We start from the raw sequence: 15086 nt of genomic DNA on the forward strand, positions 1-15086 counted from the left end.
CTTCTTCAATCGTGCGCGAGTACAGCTCAGTGACGGAAATGCCGGGTGCCGGTAAACACCATGGCCAGACCGTGCTCGTCGGCAGCGGCGATCACTTCTTCGTCGCGCATGCTGCCGCCCGGCTGGATGATGGCCTTGGCACCGGCTTCGGCCAGCACGTCCACGCCGTCGCGGAACGGGAAGAAGGCGTCCGACGCCACCACCGAACCGGCAATGGTCAGACCGGCGTTCTCTGCCTTGATTCGCGCAATCCGCGTCGAATCAACGCGGCTCATCTGGCCGGCGCCGACACCGACCGTCGCGCCGTCGCGGCAATAGACGATGGCGTTCGACTTCACGTACATGGCGACGCGCCAGGCGAAGGTGAGGTCGGTCATTTCCTGGGCGGTCGGCGCGCGCTTGGTCACCACCTTCAGACGGCCGTCCAGCGATTCCGGTTCGTCCGCGGTCTGGATCAGCAGGCCGGAGCCGACCCGCTTCACGTCATGCAGGTTGCGGCCGCGTGCCCAGGCGGTCGCGCCCTTGGCATCGACGCCGTCGAGCGGGATTTCGAGCACGCGCACATTGGCCTTGGCGGCCAGCAGTTTCAGCGCGTCGGCGGTGAAGGCGGGTGCCATCAGCACCTCGACGAACTGGCCGCTTACTGCTTCGGCGGTTGCTGCATCCACCGGCATGTTGAAGGCGATGATGCCGCCGAAGGCCGAGGTCGGATCGGTGGCGAAGGCCTTGCGGTAGGCTTCCAGCGGGGTCGCACCGAGCGCCACGCCGCAGGGGTTGGCGTGCTTGACGATCACGCAGGCGCCGCTGTCGAAGCTCTTCACGCATTCCCAGGCGGCGTCGCCGTCGGCGATGTTGTTGTACGACAGTTCCTTGCCCTGCAGCTGTTTCGCGCTGACCAGCGAACCCGGCGCCGGGTACAGGTCGCGGTAGAAGGCGGCGCGCTGGTGCGGGTTCTCGCCGTAGCGCAGGTCCTGGATCTTGACGAAGCGGCCGTTGGACTGGGCCGGGAACTCGGCGCGCGTGCCATCGGCGTTCAGTGCCGACAGGTAGTCGCTGATCGCGGCGTCGTAGTTCGAAATGCGGTTGAAGGCGGCGACCGACAGCGCGAAGCGGGTGGCGTCGGACAGCGCGCCGTTCGCGCGCAGTTCGTCCAGCACGCCCGCGTACTGCGAGGCGTCGGTCAGCACGCCGACACCGCGCCAGTTCTTGGCTGCCGAACGCACCATGGCCGGGCCGCCGATGTCGATGTTCTCGATCGCGTCTTCCAGCGTGCAGCCAGCCTTGGCCACCGTCGCCTCGAACGGGTACAGATTCACCACCAGCAGATCGATGGTCGGAATGTCGTGTTCCGCCAGCGCCTGCATGTGGGCCTCGACTTCGCGCCGGGCGAGCAGGCCGCCGTGGATGCGCGGGTGCAGCGTCTTGACGCGGCCATCCAGCATTTCCGGGAAGCCGGTGTGGTCGGCCACCTCGGTCACCTTCAGGCCGGCATTGGCCAGAAGCGATGCGGTGCCGCCGGTGGACAGCAGTTCGATGCCAAGCCCGGTCAGGGCGGTGGCGAATTCAACGATGCCGGTTTTGTCGGATACGCTGATCAATGCACGCTGTACTTTCATGCGCCGTTCCAGTGGGAGGTTGAGGAATTCGGTGGGCGGTGCCGGGGCGCCGCTCAGATCATGCCGTGGTCGGTGAGCTTGCGCCGCAGCGTGTTGCGGTTCATGCCGAGCATGTCGGCAGCGCGCGTCTGGTTGCCTTCGGCTTCGCGCATCACCACCTCGAGCATGGGGCGCTCCATCTGGCGCAGTACCATGTCATAGATGTCGCTCGGCGCTTCGCCATCCAGATCGCGGAAATAACGTTCCAGCGAGTGCCTCACGCACTCGGCAATATCACTGCGTCCGCTCATGGCGGCGTCTCCCTGATGGTCCGTCCCGATACTGCGCCGTGCTCAGGCGCTCAGGCGGCCAGTACCTGCGTCTCGTCTTCGGTGGATTCCGGCTCGTAGGCGAGCCTGTCGTTGTCGGCCGCCATGCGACCGAAGAATTCGTCGATGGCCGCCAGCTGCGCGGTCGTGCCCTCGAGCTGGTTCATCGCGTGGCGGAAGGCGGCGGAACCGACCAGGCCCTTGGTGTACCAGGATATGTGCTTGCGGGCGATGCGCACGCCGCTGTCGGTGCCGTAGAAGCCGTACAGGTCTTCGATGTGCTCGCGGCAGACGCGATGGATTTCCGACACTTCGGGCGGCGCCAGCAGTTCGCCGGTGGCGAGGAAGTGTTCGATCTCGCGGAAGATCCACGGCCGGCCCTGGGCGGCGCGGCCAACCATGACGCCGTCGGCGCCGCTGATCGCCAGAACCTCACGCGCTTTCTGCGGCGTCGTGATGTCGCCGTTGGCGATCACCGGAATGTTCACTGCGGCCTTCACCGCGCGGATGGTGTCGTACTCGGCGTGGCCGGTGTATTGGTCGGCGCGCGTGCGGCCATGGATGGCCAGCGCGCGGATGCCGCACTGCTCGGCCACGCGCGCCAGCAGCGGTGCGTTCTTGTTGTCGCGGTTCCAGCCGGTGCGCATCTTCAGCGTGACCGGAGTGTCCGGCACCGCCTTGACCACCGCCTCCAGGATGCGCTCGACCAGCGGCTCGTCCTGCATCAGCGCCGAACCGGCCATCACGTTGCAGATCTTCTTCGCCGGACAGCCCATATTGATGTCGATGATCTGGGCGCCGCGGTCAACGTTGTGGCGGGCGGCGTCGGCCATCATCTTCGGGTCGGCGCCGGCGATCTGCACCGAGATCGGTGCCACCTCGCCGTCGTGGTTCGCGCGGCGCTGCGTCTTCGCGCTGCCATAGAGCAGGGAATTGGACGTGACCATTTCCGACACGGCCAGTCCGGCACCCAGCTTCTTGCACAGCTGGCGGAAGGGTCTATCGGTCACGCCGGCCATGGGCGCGACGAAAAGGTTGTTCCGCAGGTTGAAGCCGACGAACTGCATGGTGGGTGGGGACGGTATACGGACGGGCAGGGGCGCGATTCTACCCCGATGCGGCGGTGCAGAGAAAATCTGCAGCGAAGCCCGCCGGTGGCAGGGCGTATCCGGGGAGCTCAGTCGAGCCCGGCTGTCGCGAAGGCGCGGTCAAGATCGGCGTCCAGATCGGCGCGTGCCGCCAGCAGCGCCTCGACGTCGCGCGCCAGCGTATCGGTGGCGACCGCTTCCGGCGGCAGTTGGCGGCCGAAGTTTTCCGTACCGCCCGTGCCCAGCATCCGCTCCAGCATGCGGTGTCCGAGCGCCGCCTTGAAATGCCCGCCTTCCCAGTACCAGTGCGTGACGCTGTGCCGGTCGCCCGGCGGCGGCACCGCTTCCGTTGTTTCAGGCGTGACGGCGACGAAATCCCACAGCCTGACGTTCGCACCCTGCGCAGCGGCGGCATGGACCGTGTCAGCCAGCGCCTGCTTCCATGCGGCGACTTCGTCCATCAGGCCTGCCCGGTGCAGCGTGCCGAGGATGTGCGCGTGGTAGGGGTAGGTGAAGCACTCGACGCGGATGTCGTGCTGGTCAGCCAGTTCGAGCAGGCGGCGCAGCGCGATGAAATCGGCCGTCGCATCGAGCCGCGACGGCCAGCGGTGAGCACCGATGCGACGGGCGTTTTCGGCGGCGCGCTGACGGAACAGCGGCGCGTAGCCTTCGCGCGCCGCCATGCCTTCGTAGTCGCGCAGCGGGTTGAAGCCGTCGTCGCGCAGCGTCGCCGCGTGAGGGTCGTGTTGCGCGCGCAGCGTGAGCAGACTGTCGCCGAGCGCTGACAGAGTGATCACGCTCTGCAACCGCGTCACACGCTGCTGCGCCCACAGGTCGTCGCGCGGCCGCCAGTCGGTGCGGCGCAGCGGTTCGGCGTTCAGCAGATCGAACAGTTCCAGCCCGACCAGCAGCAGACGCGGGCGATGTCCGGCAGACAGCAGCGCTTCGAGCTGGTGCACCTGGGCGGTCAGGCGGGCTCCCGGTTCCGCCAGATTGAAGGGCCGGCGCGCGAGCGCAACGACGCTGCCGTGAGTCGGGTCCATACCGATGTCGGCGCGCGAGTTGCCGAGGATGAGAGCGTCCGGCCGGTGGCGCAGCGCGCGTGCCAGTTTGAGCTCGCCGATCGCCCGCTCGGGACGGATCTTGACCGCGTTCACACCGTCGATGCGCACCAGCCCGTGCAGTCCCCACGGGTCGATGAAGGCGTTGAACAGTGCGACCGCAGCCAGCGACAGCGCCAGCGTGAGGAGCCACAGACGGGCGAAGCGGCGGCGCGGCGCCATGGTCAGAACTGGAAATAGAGGAATTCGGACGGCCGCGACAGCGCCAGCACGCACAGCGTGCTCGCGAGGCCCAGTCCGATCGCCCAGCGCGGGCGCAGTGAAAAGTGCAGGCTGCCGCGCAGCGGCCGCACCCGTTCGATCGCCGGCCTGAGCCGCGCATGGATCTGCTGCGTGTTCGGGCAGGCGAAGGCGATCACGGCCGCCACCGTCACCCAGCACCAGGTGCTGACGAACTGTTCGCCGCCGCCGCCGTAGTACTCGATGCCCAGATCCAGCAGCAGCGGCTTGAGCGGACCGAGGCGCAGCCCGATCGCCTCCGGCAGGCCGATGCCGTGTGCCCCCGCCATGCCGGCCAAGAGATCGAACGCGACCGGCAGGCTGGTGGCGCGGAAGAACACCCAGGCGACGACCACGGCGACGAAGGTGAGCAGCACGGCGAGCGGTCGCGGCAGCCGGAACATCGACGACCAGGCGTGCTGGATGCACAGATAGGCGCCGTGCAGGCCGCCCCATAGCAGGAAGTTCCAGCCGGCGCCGTGCCACAGGCCGCCGAGCAGCATGGTCACCATCAGGTTGCCGTAGCGGCGCAGCGGTCCGTGCTTGTTGCCGCCGAGCGGGATGTAGAGATAGTCGCGCAGGAAGCGCGACAGCGTCATGTGCCAGCGCCGCCAGAAGTCGGAAATGGTGGCTGCCTTGTAGGGCGAATCGAAGTTCAGCGGCAGCTTGACGCCGAACAGCCGCGACAGGCCGATGGCCATGTCCGAATAGCCGGAGAAGTCGAAGTAGAGCTGGAAGGTGTAGGCCAGCACGCCGCCCCACGCCACCAGCAGGCCGGGTTCGCTGCTGCGGTCGAATACCGCGCCGGCCAGCGGTGCCAGGTTGTCGGCGAGCAGCACCTTCTTCGCCAGGCCGAACACGAAAATGCTGCCGCCGATCAGGAAATTGTTCAGATGCGGTCGGAAATTCCGGGCCTTTTCGAACTGCGGCATCATTTCGCCGTGATGCAGCACCGGCCCGGCGATCAGGTGCGGAAAATAGGTCACGAACAGCGTGTAGCTGATCAGCCGCGTCTCATGCACCTTGCCTGCCCAAGCGTCGACCAGGAAGGCGATCTGCGTAAAGGTGAAGAACGAAATGCCCAGCGGCAGCACGATGTCGGGTACCGGCAGGCCCAGGTCGGCCATCCGGTTGGCGGTGTCGATGAACAGCGCGCTGTACTTGTAGCCGACCAGCAGCGCGAGGTCGGCCGTGATGCCCAGTGCGAGCAGGCGGCCCGCGGCCGGCGTGCCGGCGCGGGTCGCGATGGCGCGCCCGGTCAGGTAGTTGAACAGGATGGAGCCGATCAGCAGCGGCAGGTAACGCGCGTCCCACCAGCCGTAGAAGAACAGCGACGCCAGCGCCAGCCAGCCCGCTGCCAGCGTGACCGAACGCCGTCCGAGCAGGAAATAGCCGACCAGCGTGATGGGCAGGAAGGCGAACAGGAAGGCGTAGGAGTTGAACAGCATGCGCAGCCAGCGGGCATGGGGTGCGCGGATTCTAGGGGCCGGCCGGCGGCGCGGCGAGGAACTGCGTCCTTACCGCGCTGCTGCCGGCACTTACCAGCCGCGCGCGCCGAACATCATGCGCCGGCCGATGAACTGGCGCGCCGGCGGACAGGCGTCGAGCAGGGCGAGCGCGGCGCCGCGGGCGTGACCGGCGAGCGGGCCGAGCAGCGGGTGGCCGGCACCGATGCCGAAGATGCGCACCAGCGCGTCGGTGAAACCGCCGGTCGCCGCGCGGTCGGTGCGACGCAGCCGGCCGTAACGTTCGAGCACTTCGGCAATGTCGCCCTCACCGCGCGCCAGCACCGGCAGCAGGCACTCGGCCAGCTGGCCGACGTCGCGCAGTGCGAGGTTCAGCCCCTGGCCGGCCACCGGGTGCAGCGTCTGGGCGGCATTGCCCAGCCACATCTGATGTCCGCGTACGACGTCGGCGCGCATGCGCAGCGTCAGCGGCCAGGCGCTGCGCGGGCCCAGCGCGGAGAACTGCACGCGGCCGCCGAGCGCGTCGGACAGGCGGGCGAGGAACTGCGTATCCGGCTCGTCGCGCAGTGCGCTGGCTTCGGCCGCGGCACAGGTGAAGACGACGGCGTAGTCGCGGCCACAGGGCAGCAGCGCGACCGGACCGTCCGGCGTGAATCGTTCGTAGGCGACGTGACCGTGCGGACGCATTGGCGTGGCCAGCGCGATCACCGCGTGCTGGCCGTAGTCGCGGCTGCGCGCCAGCGCCTCGTCGTCGGCGATGCGGCCTTCGCACCAGATCAGCACTCGTGTGGCGAAGGTGCCGGCGGCGGTGTCGACCTGGACAAGGTCTCCGTCCTCACGGGCGCCGGTGACGGCGAGCTCGTGTCGCACATCGAGCCCGAGCGCCTGCGCGCGGCTGCGCAAGGCGCGCACCACGGTACCGGCGCGCGCGACGTGGCCCAGCGCGTCGAGGCCGTAGTCGGCGGCGCGCAGTTCGGTGCGGCCGAAATGACCGCGCTGCGAAATGTGGATGGTGCCGATCGGCGTCGCATCAGCGCTTGGCCAGGCCTGCAGCGTGCGCAGGATGTCGCGCGAGCCGGCCGACAGCGCGATCACCCGCGTGTCTTCCAGCGCGCGCTCGGCCGGGCCGGCGTCGGCCACGACCACCCGCAGGCCGGCTGCACGCAAGGCGCAGCCGGCTGCCAGCCCGACCGGTCCGGCGCCGACGATGAAGGCATCGAGCGGCGGTGCAACGATGACCTCGCTCATCCGCGCGCCTCGGCCATCACGGCTTCGATGTCGGCGATGGTCTTGGGCGCGGCTGCGGTGTAGATGTCGCAGCCGTCGGCGGTGACGATGACGTCGTCCTCGATGCGGATGCCGATGTTCCAGAAGGCCTCCGGCACGTCGTCGGCCGGGCGGATGTAGCAGCCGGGCTCGACCGTCAGCACCATGCCGGCTTCAAGCGTGCGCCATTCGTTCGGGCCGCCGCCGCGCGGGCGGTACTCGCCGGCGTCATGCACGTCCATGCCCAGCCAATGGCCGGTGCGGTGCATGTAGAAACGGCGGTAATCGCCCTTGTCGATCACTTCGTCGAGCGAACCCTTGAGCAGGCCGAGGTCCAGCATGCCCTGCGCCAGCACCTTGACCGCGGCGTCGTGGTAGTCGATGAAACGCGCGCCCGGCTTCACTTCGGCGAAGGCGGCGGTCTGTGAATCCAGCACCAGCTGGTAGACGTCGCGCTGTGCCGCGTTGAAGCGGCCGCTGACTGGCCAGGTGCGGGTGATGTCCGAGGCGTAGCCGCCCAGTTCGCAGCCGGCGTCGATCAGCAGCAGGTCGCCGCCGTGCAGTTCTGCGTCGTTCGACACGTAGTGCAGTACGCAGGCGTTGGCGCCACCGGCGACGATGGAACCGTAGGCCGGCGCTTCCGAACCGCTGCGGCGGAATTCGTGCAGGATTTCCGCCTCGATCTCGTATTCCATCGCACCGGGGCGGGTGGCCTGCATCGCGCGCCGGTGGGCGCGGGCGGAAATGTCGGCGGCGCGGCGCATCAGCGTCTGTTCGTGCAGGTCCTTGATCAGTCGCATGTCGTCCAGCGGCTGGCGGATGTCCAGCAGCTCGGACGGCGCCTGGCGGCCGGCGCGCACCTGGGCGCGCACAGCGTTCAGTGCGGCCATCATGCGCTGGTCCCACGCTGCGTCCTCGCCGATCACGTAGTGCAGGCGCGGCTGGTTGGCCAGCAGTTCGGGCAGCTTCGCGTCCAGTTCGCCATATACGTGGGCTTCGTCGAAGCCGAATTTCTCGCGCGCTGCGTCGGGGCCGTGGCGCCAGCCGTCCCAGATTTCCCTTTCCTCGTTCTTTTCGCGGCAGAACAGGATGCTGCGCGGGCTGTCGCCGGCGACCAGCACCAGCACCGCTTCCGGCTCGGCGAAACCGGTCAGGTAATAGAAGTAGCTGTCGTGGCGGTAGCCGTAGTGGGTGTCGCGGTTGCGCGCGCGTTCGGGGGCGGTGGCGATGACGGCCACGCCCGATCCCATGCGTTCGATCAGGCGGGCGCGGCGTTCGGAATAGGGATGCATGTCGGGTTCCGGCTTTCGTTCAGGACGTGAGTTTAGGGCTTCCTGCGCCGGAAACGTTCTGTTGCAGGCCGGCCAGGGCAGTTAAGGGCCGCTTAATCTTCAGCCGCGAGCATGCCTCCATCGAAAAGGAGGCAAGCGATGCCGCACACCGCCGCGCTGATTGCACTGACCCCGCTGCAGGCCCGTTCCGGAGGCGCCGCGTCGCTGCGCGCCTGCGTGATCGGGTTGCGCATGCCGGACGAAGAGGGCGAACCCGTTCTGGAAGTGGTCGGCCACGGCCACCCGGCGAGGGCCTCGCTCGAACGTTTCATCGCCGGCTGCTTCTTCCGCAGCTACGGCGCGGTGATCCGGCATTTCGCTGACACGCTGCTCGGCGTGCGCGGGGCCGACGGCCAGTGGCAGGCGGCGCTCGGCTATTCGCTGCCGGTGGCAAGACCGCATGTGTTCGTCGAACAGTATCTGGACCTGCCGCTCGAACAGGCGCTGTCGGCGGTGCTGCGCGAGCCGGTTGCGCGCTCGGCGCTGGCCGAGGTCGGCAATATGGCGGCGACGTCGGCCGGCATGGGGCGGCAACTGATCGCGCTGGCCACCCGCCACCTGTATGCGCGCGGTCTCGATTACGTGGTGTTCACCGCCACCCGCGCGCTGGCCAATTCCTTCGTCCGCCTCGGCATACCCATTTTCCCGGTGGCGCCGGCTGATCCGGCACGGCTGCACGACGGCGAGGACGGCTGGGGAACGTATTACCGCAACAGCCCGACCGTCATGGTCGGCCGTATCGTCAGCGGCCTGCACACCGTGGGCGAGCAGGCGGCATGAGCGGCGAACAGCTGTCGCCCTCCGTGGCCGGTCGCGACGGCGTGCTCGACGCCGCCGCAGTGGCCGCGCGCATCGACGCACTGGCGCGCGCACTGCGCGCGCACGACGGTGAGGTCGTCGCGCTGCTCGCCGACAATGGTCCTGACTGGCTGCTGGCCGACCGCACGGTGCGCATGGCTGGCCGCGTGCTGCTGCCGCTGCCCACCTTCTTCACCGACGACCAGTGCCGGCACGCGCTCGACGCCGCCGGTGCGCGCCTGCTGCTGACCGACGACGCAGCGCGGGCCGCGGCGCTGCGCGCTGAGCGCGTCGCGCCGATGGCGGTTGGCGCGCTGTCGCTGTTCGGCCGCAACGATGTGGCCGAGGTGGCGCTGCCGCACGGCACTGCCAAGATCACCTTCACCTCGGGCACCACCGGCCAGCCCAAAGGCGTATGCCTGAGCACGGAGCAGCTGTCGGCGGTGAGCGTGTCGGTCGCCGGTATCGCGCGCGAACTCGGCATCCGCCGCCATCTCTGCATGCTGCCGCTGGCCGTGCTGCTGGAGAACGTCGCCGGCGCCGATGCGGCCTGGCTGGCCGGCGCGCAGTGTGTCGTGCCGCCGCTGGCCGAAGTCGGCCTCAGCGGTTCCAGCCGTTTCGACCCGCGTGCGGCGTTGGCAGCGCTCGAGCGCTGGCAGCCGGACAGCCTCCTCCTGCTGCCGCAGATGCTGACCGCGCTGGTGGCGGCGGTCGACGCCGGCCTGCCCGCGCCGCGCGGCCTGAAACTGGTCGCGGTCGGCGGCGCGCGCGTGTCGCCCGACCTGATCGAGCGCGCGCGCGCGCTCGGCATTCCGGCCTGCGAGGGCTACGGCCTGTCGGAGGCCGGGTCGGTGGTCGCGCTCAATCTGCCGTCGGACCCGCCGGGCGCGGTCGGGCGGGTGTTGCCGCATCTGCGTGTCGAACTGTCGGCACGCGGCGAAATCCTGGTCGACGGGCCGCGGCTGCCCGGCTATCTAGGTGCGCCGGCGCTGCCGGACGGCCCGCTGGCGACCGGCGACATCGGCCGCCTCGACGCCGACGGCCGGCTGCACGTGACCGGCCGCCTGAAGCACCAGATCATCACCAGTTTCGGTCGCAACGTATCGCCCGAATGGCCGGAAGCCGAACTGCTCGCCTCGCCCGCGGTGGCGCAGGTGGTCGTATTCGGCGAGGCGCGGCCGACGCTTGCCGCAGTCATCGTGCCGCGCGGCGATCTGCCGGACGCGGCGCTCGATGCCGCGGTCGCCGCCGCCAACGCACGGCTGCCCGACTACGCACGCATCGGCGTCTACCTGCGCGCCGATTCCCCCTTTTCCCCCGCCAACGGTCTGGCGACCGACAACGGCCGCGTGCGCCGTGACGCGGTGTGGACCTGCTACGGCGAACGCATCGCCGAGCTGTACGAATGCGGGGATGCCCGCGGAGAGAACCGACATGTCTTTTCATGAACGCCTGCAACACGAAACCGCCGCCGAACGCGCTCACCTGCTGAGCGCGCCCATCATCCAGGACGCGCTGGCCGGCCGCGTCACGCTGCGCCAGTACCGCGCCTTCCTCGGCGAAGCCTTCCACCACGTGCGCCACACGGTGCCGCTGCTGATGGCTTGCGGCGCACGGCTGCCGGCGCGGCACGAATCGCTGCGTCGCGCGGTGGCCGAGTACATCGACGAGGAAATCGGCCACGAGGAATGGATACTCGACGACATCGTCGCCTGCGGCGGAGACCGTGAAGCTGCGCGCATGTCCGAACCCGCCATCGAGACCGAACTGATGGTGTCCTACGCCTACGACTGCATCGCACGCAAGAATCCGGTCGGCTTCTTCGGCATGGTGCATGTGCTAGAAGGCACCAGCGTGCAGATCGCGACCACGGCGGCCGAGCGCATCGCGCAGACGCTGCACCTGCCACCGGCCGCCTTCACCTACCTGAATTCGCACGGCAGCCTGGACCAGGACCACGTGCGCTTCTTCGCCACGCTGATGGATGGTCTCGACGACGAGGACGACCGACAGGCGGTCATCCATGTCGCGCGCGTCATGTTCCGCCTTTACGGCGACATCTTCCGCGCGCTGCCCGCCTGCGACGAGGCGTGCGCGGCATGACCAAGGGACTGAAGATCGTGCTGACCGGTGCGGCCGGCGGCATCGGCAGCGCGATGGCGCACGCGCTGGCGCCGCGCGCCGCCGCGCTGCTGCTGGTCGGCCGCGACCCGTCGAAACTGGCGACACTGGCCGACGACCTTGTCCGCCGGACACCCGGCACGCAGGTGCGCACCGTCGCCGCCGATCTCGGCACGGCCGTCGGGCGCGCCGCCGTGGTGATCGCCGCCGAAGCGCTGCCGGGCGGGCCGGACCTGCTCATCAACAATGCCGGCGTCAGCGAGCTGGCCTGGTTCGAGGACCAGTCGGACGCGCAGATAGAACGCATCGTGCACACCAATGTCGTCGCGCCGATGCTGCTGACGCACGCGCTGCTGCCAGCGCTGCACCGTCAGGCGCGGGCGCAGGTGGTCAACGTCGGCTCCATCCTCGGCGACATCGGCCACCCGGGCAGCGTCGCCTACTGCGCCAGCAAGTTCGCGCTGCGTGGCTTCACCGAGGCGCTGCGTCGCGAGCTGGCCGGCAGCCGCGTACAGCTGCGCTACCTGGCGCCGCGCGCCACCCGCACCGCGCTGAACAGTCCGGCCCAGGTGGCACTGAACGCCGAGCTTGGCGTCGCCAGCGACGCGCCGGAGCACGTCGCCGCCGAACTGCTGAAGCTGCTCGACGGCGCACGCGCCGAGCGCCACCTGGGCTGGCCCGAAAAGCTGTTCGTCCGCATCAACCGCCTGCTGCCTTCGCTGGTCGATTCCAGCCTGGCGAAGCAGCTGTCCGTCATCCGCCGTCACGCACAACAGGGAGTCAAATCGTGAACGCATTCTTTCGCGCCTCGTGCGCGTTGTTCGCAGCAATGGTCATTGCACCGGCCTTCGCCGGTGTGGACGAGTCGGTCGCCAAGCTGCAGACCGAGTGGGAACAGATCAAGTACAGGCAGCCGGCCGACAAGCAGGAACAGGCTTTCGAGGCGCTGAGCAAGGAGGCGGCGGCGGTGCGCGCCGAGCATCCGGATCGCGCCGAAGCGGACATCTGGTACGGCATCATCGTCGCCAGCCACGCCGGTGCGAAGGGCGGGCTGGGTGCGCTGTCGCTGGTCAAGGACGCGCGCTCGGCGCTTGAGAAGGCGCTGGCGAAGAACCCGAACGCGCTCGACGGATCGGCCTACACCAGCCTCGGCTCGCTCTATTACCAGGTGCCGGGCTGGCCGATCGGCTTCGGCGACAAGGACAAGGCGCGCGAACTGCTGACCAAGGCGCTGGCCATCAACCCCAAGGGCATCGACAGCAACTACTTCATGGGCGACTTCCTGTACCGCAACGGCGAGTACGAGAAGGCACGCGCCTCGCTCGAAGCGGCGCTGCAGGCGCCGGCCCGCCCCAGCCGTCCGCTGGCCGACGAAGGGCGGCGCAAGGAGATCGAGGCGCTGCTGGTCAAGGTGCGCGAGAAGCTGAAGTAAGCGGGTCATGAGCGGAACAATGCGCGCGGAGCGACAATGACGGCTTTCCGTTACGGCGTTTCCAGACCGATGAAGGTTCTGCTGGTTGAAGACGACGAACTGCTTGGTGCCGGTATCCGTGACGCGCTCGAACGCGCGCGCTACACGGTCGAGTGGGTGCGCGACGGTGCGCAGGCGCTGGCTGCGCTGCGCGGTGGCGGTGTCGACATGGCGGTGCTCGACCTCGGGCTGCCGCGGCTGGACGGCATGGATGTGCTGCGCCGCGCGCGCGAGGCGGGCGTCACGACCCCGGTGCTGGTGCTCAGCGCCCGTGACACGACGGCGCAACGCATCGGCGGGCTGGACGCAGGCGCCGACGATTACCTGACCAAGCCCTTCGATCTCGACGAACTGCTGGCCCGGCTGCGGGTGCTCGAACGACGCACCCGCGGCACCGTCGTTAACCTGATCCGCTACGGCAGCATTACGCTGGATACGGCGGGCCTGACGGTGAGCATCGACGACCGGCCGGTCGAGCTGCAGCGGCGCGAGTTCATGGTGCTGCGGCGCCTGCTGGAGAACATCGGCCACGTGCTGAGCCGGCAGCAGCTGGTGGAGAACATCTACGGCTGGGACAGTGACCTCGAAAGCAATGCGCTGGATGTGCACATCCACAACCTGCGCAAGAAATTCCACCCCGAACTGATACGCACCGTGCGTGGTGTCGGCTACGTGATCGACCCGCTGCCGGCGACGCGGCAGGGCAAGTGATGCGGCCGTTCCGCGGCATGTCGATACGCGCGCTGCTGCTGGCCGGCAGCGCCATCATCCTGCTGTGCGTGATCGGCACCACCGCGGTGCTGGCGGTGATGGCCGGACAGGACGAAGCGGATGAACTGTTCGATGCGCGTCTGGCCACCTCGGCGCGCGTGCTCGAAAGCCTGCTCGCGCAACAGGTCGAGCACGCCACCATCAATGCCCCGCTGGTGATGTCGCTGCCGGCGCCGCTGGCCGACATGGCGCACGAGCACGACGCCGAACTGGCCGGAAAGCCGGGTTTCGCACTGCTGTGGATACTGCAGGAGTGGCTGTTCGGCCATCACGACGTCGAAACGCCGCTCGGACACGAATACGAGACGCACATCGCCTACCAGGTGTGGAGCGTGGATGTCGACGGCGCCGCCCATCGCCTGCTGGCGCGCTCGTCGTCGGCACCGGAAAAGCCGTTTGCGCCGATGAGGGCCGGTTTCAGCGATCACGATCTCGACGATGGCATGTGGCGCGTGTTCGTGCTTCAGGCCGGAGAGGTGTGGGTGCAGGTCGGTGAGCGCACCGACGCGCGCGCCGAGCTGACGGCCAAGCTGGGCTGGGCGACCGGTGCGCCGCTGCTGGTCGGACTGGTGGTCGTGCTGCTGCTCAACGCGCTGCTGATCGGTTACGGTCTGGCCCCATTGTCGGAAATGACCGAGCGCATTGCGGCCCGCCGCCCGCAGGACGATCAGCCCCTGACGCTGTCGCGCGTGCCGCGCGAAATGACGCCGGTGCTCGGTGCGCTGAACGCGCTGTTCGAACGGGTGCGCAGTACGCTCGAACGCGAGCGGCGCTTCATCGATTCGGCCGCGCACGAACTGCGCACGCCGCTGGCCGCGCTGCGCATCCACGCGCAGAACGCCCGTCGCGCGGAAGACGCAGCGCAACGCGACAAGTCGCTCGACAGCTTGCTCGAAGGTGTCGCACGCACCGTTCACCTGGCCGAACAGATGCTGGCGCACAGCCGGGCCGGCCGGGCCACCCACGACATGGAGGTGTCACTGCGCGACGTGGTGTCCGACGCGGTGGCGCAGCGGCTGCCAGCCTGCGAATCGAGCGGTCATCTGCTGGCCTTCGAAAGCTGCGGAGACCCGCTGATCATGCGGGCCGACCCTACAGGCCTGTCCAGCATGGCGGGCAATCTGATCGACAACGCGCAGCGTTATGCCCCACCGGGGACGACCATCACGGTGCGCCTGTCGCGCGACGGGAATGTGGCGCGCCTGGCCGTCATCGACGCGGGGCCGGGGATACCGCCTGAACTGCGCGAGCGGGTTTTCGAGCCGTATTACCGCATTCCCGGTTCGGTCAGCAGCGGCACCGGGCTGGGACTGGCAATCGTGCGTGAAGTGGTCGAGCGGCTGGGGGGCGAGATTCGCCTGGCGTCCGGCGCGGAAGGCGGCACCGAGGTTGACCTGTATCTGCCTTTGGGTGAGCGCGACAACATCGATCGAAAAGAAGTTCCCGGCCACGGGTCGCAATGAGAATCGTTCGTGTTAGTGTGAACGCCGTTCCGGACGGAGGTCCGGAC

The 15086-nt window shown here is 68.7% G+C and carries 14 protein-coding genes; 7 read left to right on the forward strand and 7 right to left on the reverse strand.

The features are described 5' to 3' along the window. Positions 1-26 precede the first annotated feature (26 nt). The 7 genes from purH to pepP form a co-directional block, all read right to left on the reverse strand. Positions 27-1616: a bifunctional phosphoribosylaminoimidazolecarboxamide formyltransferase/IMP cyclohydrolase gene (gene purH / locus WJU27_RS19930; protein WP_341423202.1), complete on the reverse strand. Its 1590-nt coding sequence runs from the start codon at positions 1614-1616 to the stop codon at positions 27-29. A gap of 53 nt (positions 1617-1669) precedes the next feature. Continuing rightward, complete coding sequence (locus WJU27_RS19935; protein ID WP_019916864.1) at positions 1670-1906, reverse strand: Fis family transcriptional regulator; 237 nt, start codon at positions 1904-1906, stop codon at positions 1670-1672. Between the two features lie 50 nt (positions 1907-1956). Further along, positions 1957-2991 carry a tRNA dihydrouridine synthase DusB gene (dusB, locus tag WJU27_RS19940; protein WP_341423203.1) on the reverse strand — a complete coding sequence of 345 codons (1035 nt, stop codon included), beginning with the start codon at positions 2989-2991 and terminating at the stop codon, positions 1957-1959. A gap of 110 nt (positions 2992-3101) precedes the next feature. Further along, positions 3102-4295: a hypothetical protein gene (locus tag WJU27_RS19945; RefSeq protein ID WP_341423204.1), complete on the reverse strand. Its 1194-nt coding sequence runs from the start codon at positions 4293-4295 to the stop codon at positions 3102-3104. 2 nt (positions 4296-4297) lie between these two features. Further along, entirely contained in the window at positions 4298-5800 is a 1503-nt protein-coding gene (locus WJU27_RS19950; RefSeq protein WP_341423205.1) for an MBOAT family O-acyltransferase, read from the reverse strand. A gap of 90 nt (positions 5801-5890) precedes the next feature. Further along, positions 5891-7066, reverse strand: a complete 1176-nt coding sequence (locus tag WJU27_RS19955) for an FAD-dependent monooxygenase (RefSeq protein ID WP_341423206.1) — start codon at positions 7064-7066, stop codon at positions 5891-5893. Then, positions 7063-8376, reverse strand: a complete 1314-nt coding sequence (pepP, locus tag WJU27_RS19960; RefSeq protein ID WP_020165778.1) for a Xaa-Pro aminopeptidase — start codon at positions 8374-8376, stop codon at positions 7063-7065. The genes WJU27_RS19955 and pepP overlap by 4 nt, the downstream gene beginning before the upstream one ends. Before the next feature lie 138 nt (positions 8377-8514). On the opposite strand from pepP, the gene WJU27_RS19965 reads away from it, so the two are divergent. The 7 genes from WJU27_RS19965 to WJU27_RS19995 all read left to right on the forward strand — a co-directional run bounded on the left by WJU27_RS19965 (position 8515) and on the right by WJU27_RS19995 (position 15039). Continuing rightward, positions 8515-9195 (forward strand): thermostable hemolysin, encoded by a 681-nt coding sequence (locus WJU27_RS19965; RefSeq protein WP_020165777.1) that lies wholly within the window; start codon positions 8515-8517, stop codon positions 9193-9195. After that, entirely contained in the window at positions 9192-10661 is a 1470-nt protein-coding gene (locus WJU27_RS19970) for an AMP-binding protein (RefSeq protein ID WP_341423207.1), read from the forward strand. Before WJU27_RS19965 ends, WJU27_RS19970 begins: the two co-directional genes overlap by 4 nt. Further along, the gene (locus tag WJU27_RS19975; RefSeq protein WP_020165775.1) at positions 10648-11316 is read left to right on the forward strand and encodes a TenA family transcriptional regulator; all 669 of its coding nucleotides are present in this window, start codon (positions 10648-10650) and stop codon (positions 11314-11316) included. Before WJU27_RS19970 ends, WJU27_RS19975 begins: the two co-directional genes overlap by 14 nt. Continuing rightward, positions 11313-12125, forward strand: coding sequence for an SDR family oxidoreductase (locus tag WJU27_RS19980; RefSeq protein ID WP_341423208.1), 813 nt, complete (start codon positions 11313-11315; stop codon positions 12123-12125). Before WJU27_RS19975 ends, WJU27_RS19980 begins: the two co-directional genes overlap by 4 nt. Beyond that, entirely contained in the window at positions 12122-12766 is a 645-nt protein-coding gene (locus WJU27_RS19985) for a tetratricopeptide repeat protein (RefSeq protein WP_296813311.1), read from the forward strand. Before WJU27_RS19980 ends, WJU27_RS19985 begins: the two co-directional genes overlap by 4 nt. 69 nt (positions 12767-12835) lie before the next feature. After that, positions 12836-13516 (forward strand): response regulator, encoded by a 681-nt coding sequence (locus WJU27_RS19990; RefSeq protein WP_019916878.1) that lies wholly within the window; start codon positions 12836-12838, stop codon positions 13514-13516. After that, positions 13516-15039, forward strand: coding sequence for an ATP-binding protein (locus tag WJU27_RS19995; RefSeq protein WP_341423209.1), 1524 nt, complete (start codon positions 13516-13518; stop codon positions 15037-15039). Before WJU27_RS19990 ends, WJU27_RS19995 begins: the two co-directional genes overlap by 1 nt. The last annotated feature ends 47 nt before the right edge of the window (positions 15040-15086 follow it).

It is taken from the genome of Methyloversatilis sp. NSM2 (assembly GCF_038066675.1).
GTDB classification, from domain to species: Bacteria; Pseudomonadota; Gammaproteobacteria; order Burkholderiales; family Rhodocyclaceae; genus Methyloversatilis; species Methyloversatilis discipulorum_A.

Coding starts and splice junctions, on each gene's coding strand:
- purH (WP_341423202.1), bottom strand. CDS start 1,616: ATGAAAGTACAGCGTGCATTGATCAGCGTATCCGACAAAACCGGCATC.
- WJU27_RS19935 (WP_019916864.1), bottom strand. CDS start 1,906: ATGAGCGGACGCAGTGATATTGCCGAGTGCGTGAGGCACTCGCTGGAA.
- dusB (WP_341423203.1), bottom strand. CDS start 2,991: ATGCAGTTCGTCGGCTTCAACCTGCGGAACAACCTTTTCGTCGCGCCC.
- WJU27_RS19945 (WP_341423204.1), bottom strand. CDS start 4,295: ATGGCGCCGCGCCGCCGCTTCGCCCGTCTGTGGCTCCTCACGCTGGCG.
- WJU27_RS19950 (WP_341423205.1), bottom strand. CDS start 5,800: ATGCTGTTCAACTCCTACGCCTTCCTGTTCGCCTTCCTGCCCATCACG.
- WJU27_RS19955 (WP_341423206.1), bottom strand. CDS start 7,066: ATGAGCGAGGTCATCGTTGCACCGCCGCTCGATGCCTTCATCGTCGGC.
- pepP (WP_020165778.1), bottom strand. CDS start 8,376: ATGCATCCCTATTCCGAACGCCGCGCCCGCCTGATCGAACGCATGGGA.
- WJU27_RS19965 (WP_020165777.1), top strand. CDS start 8,515: ATGCCGCACACCGCCGCGCTGATTGCACTGACCCCGCTGCAGGCCCGT.
- WJU27_RS19970 (WP_341423207.1), top strand. CDS start 9,192: ATGAGCGGCGAACAGCTGTCGCCCTCCGTGGCCGGTCGCGACGGCGTG.
- WJU27_RS19975 (WP_020165775.1), top strand. CDS start 10,648: ATGTCTTTTCATGAACGCCTGCAACACGAAACCGCCGCCGAACGCGCT.
- WJU27_RS19980 (WP_341423208.1), top strand. CDS start 11,313: ATGACCAAGGGACTGAAGATCGTGCTGACCGGTGCGGCCGGCGGCATC.
- WJU27_RS19990 (WP_019916878.1), top strand. CDS start 12,836: ATGAAGGTTCTGCTGGTTGAAGACGACGAACTGCTTGGTGCCGGTATC.
- WJU27_RS19995 (WP_341423209.1), top strand. CDS start 13,516: ATGCGGCCGTTCCGCGGCATGTCGATACGCGCGCTGCTGCTGGCCGGC.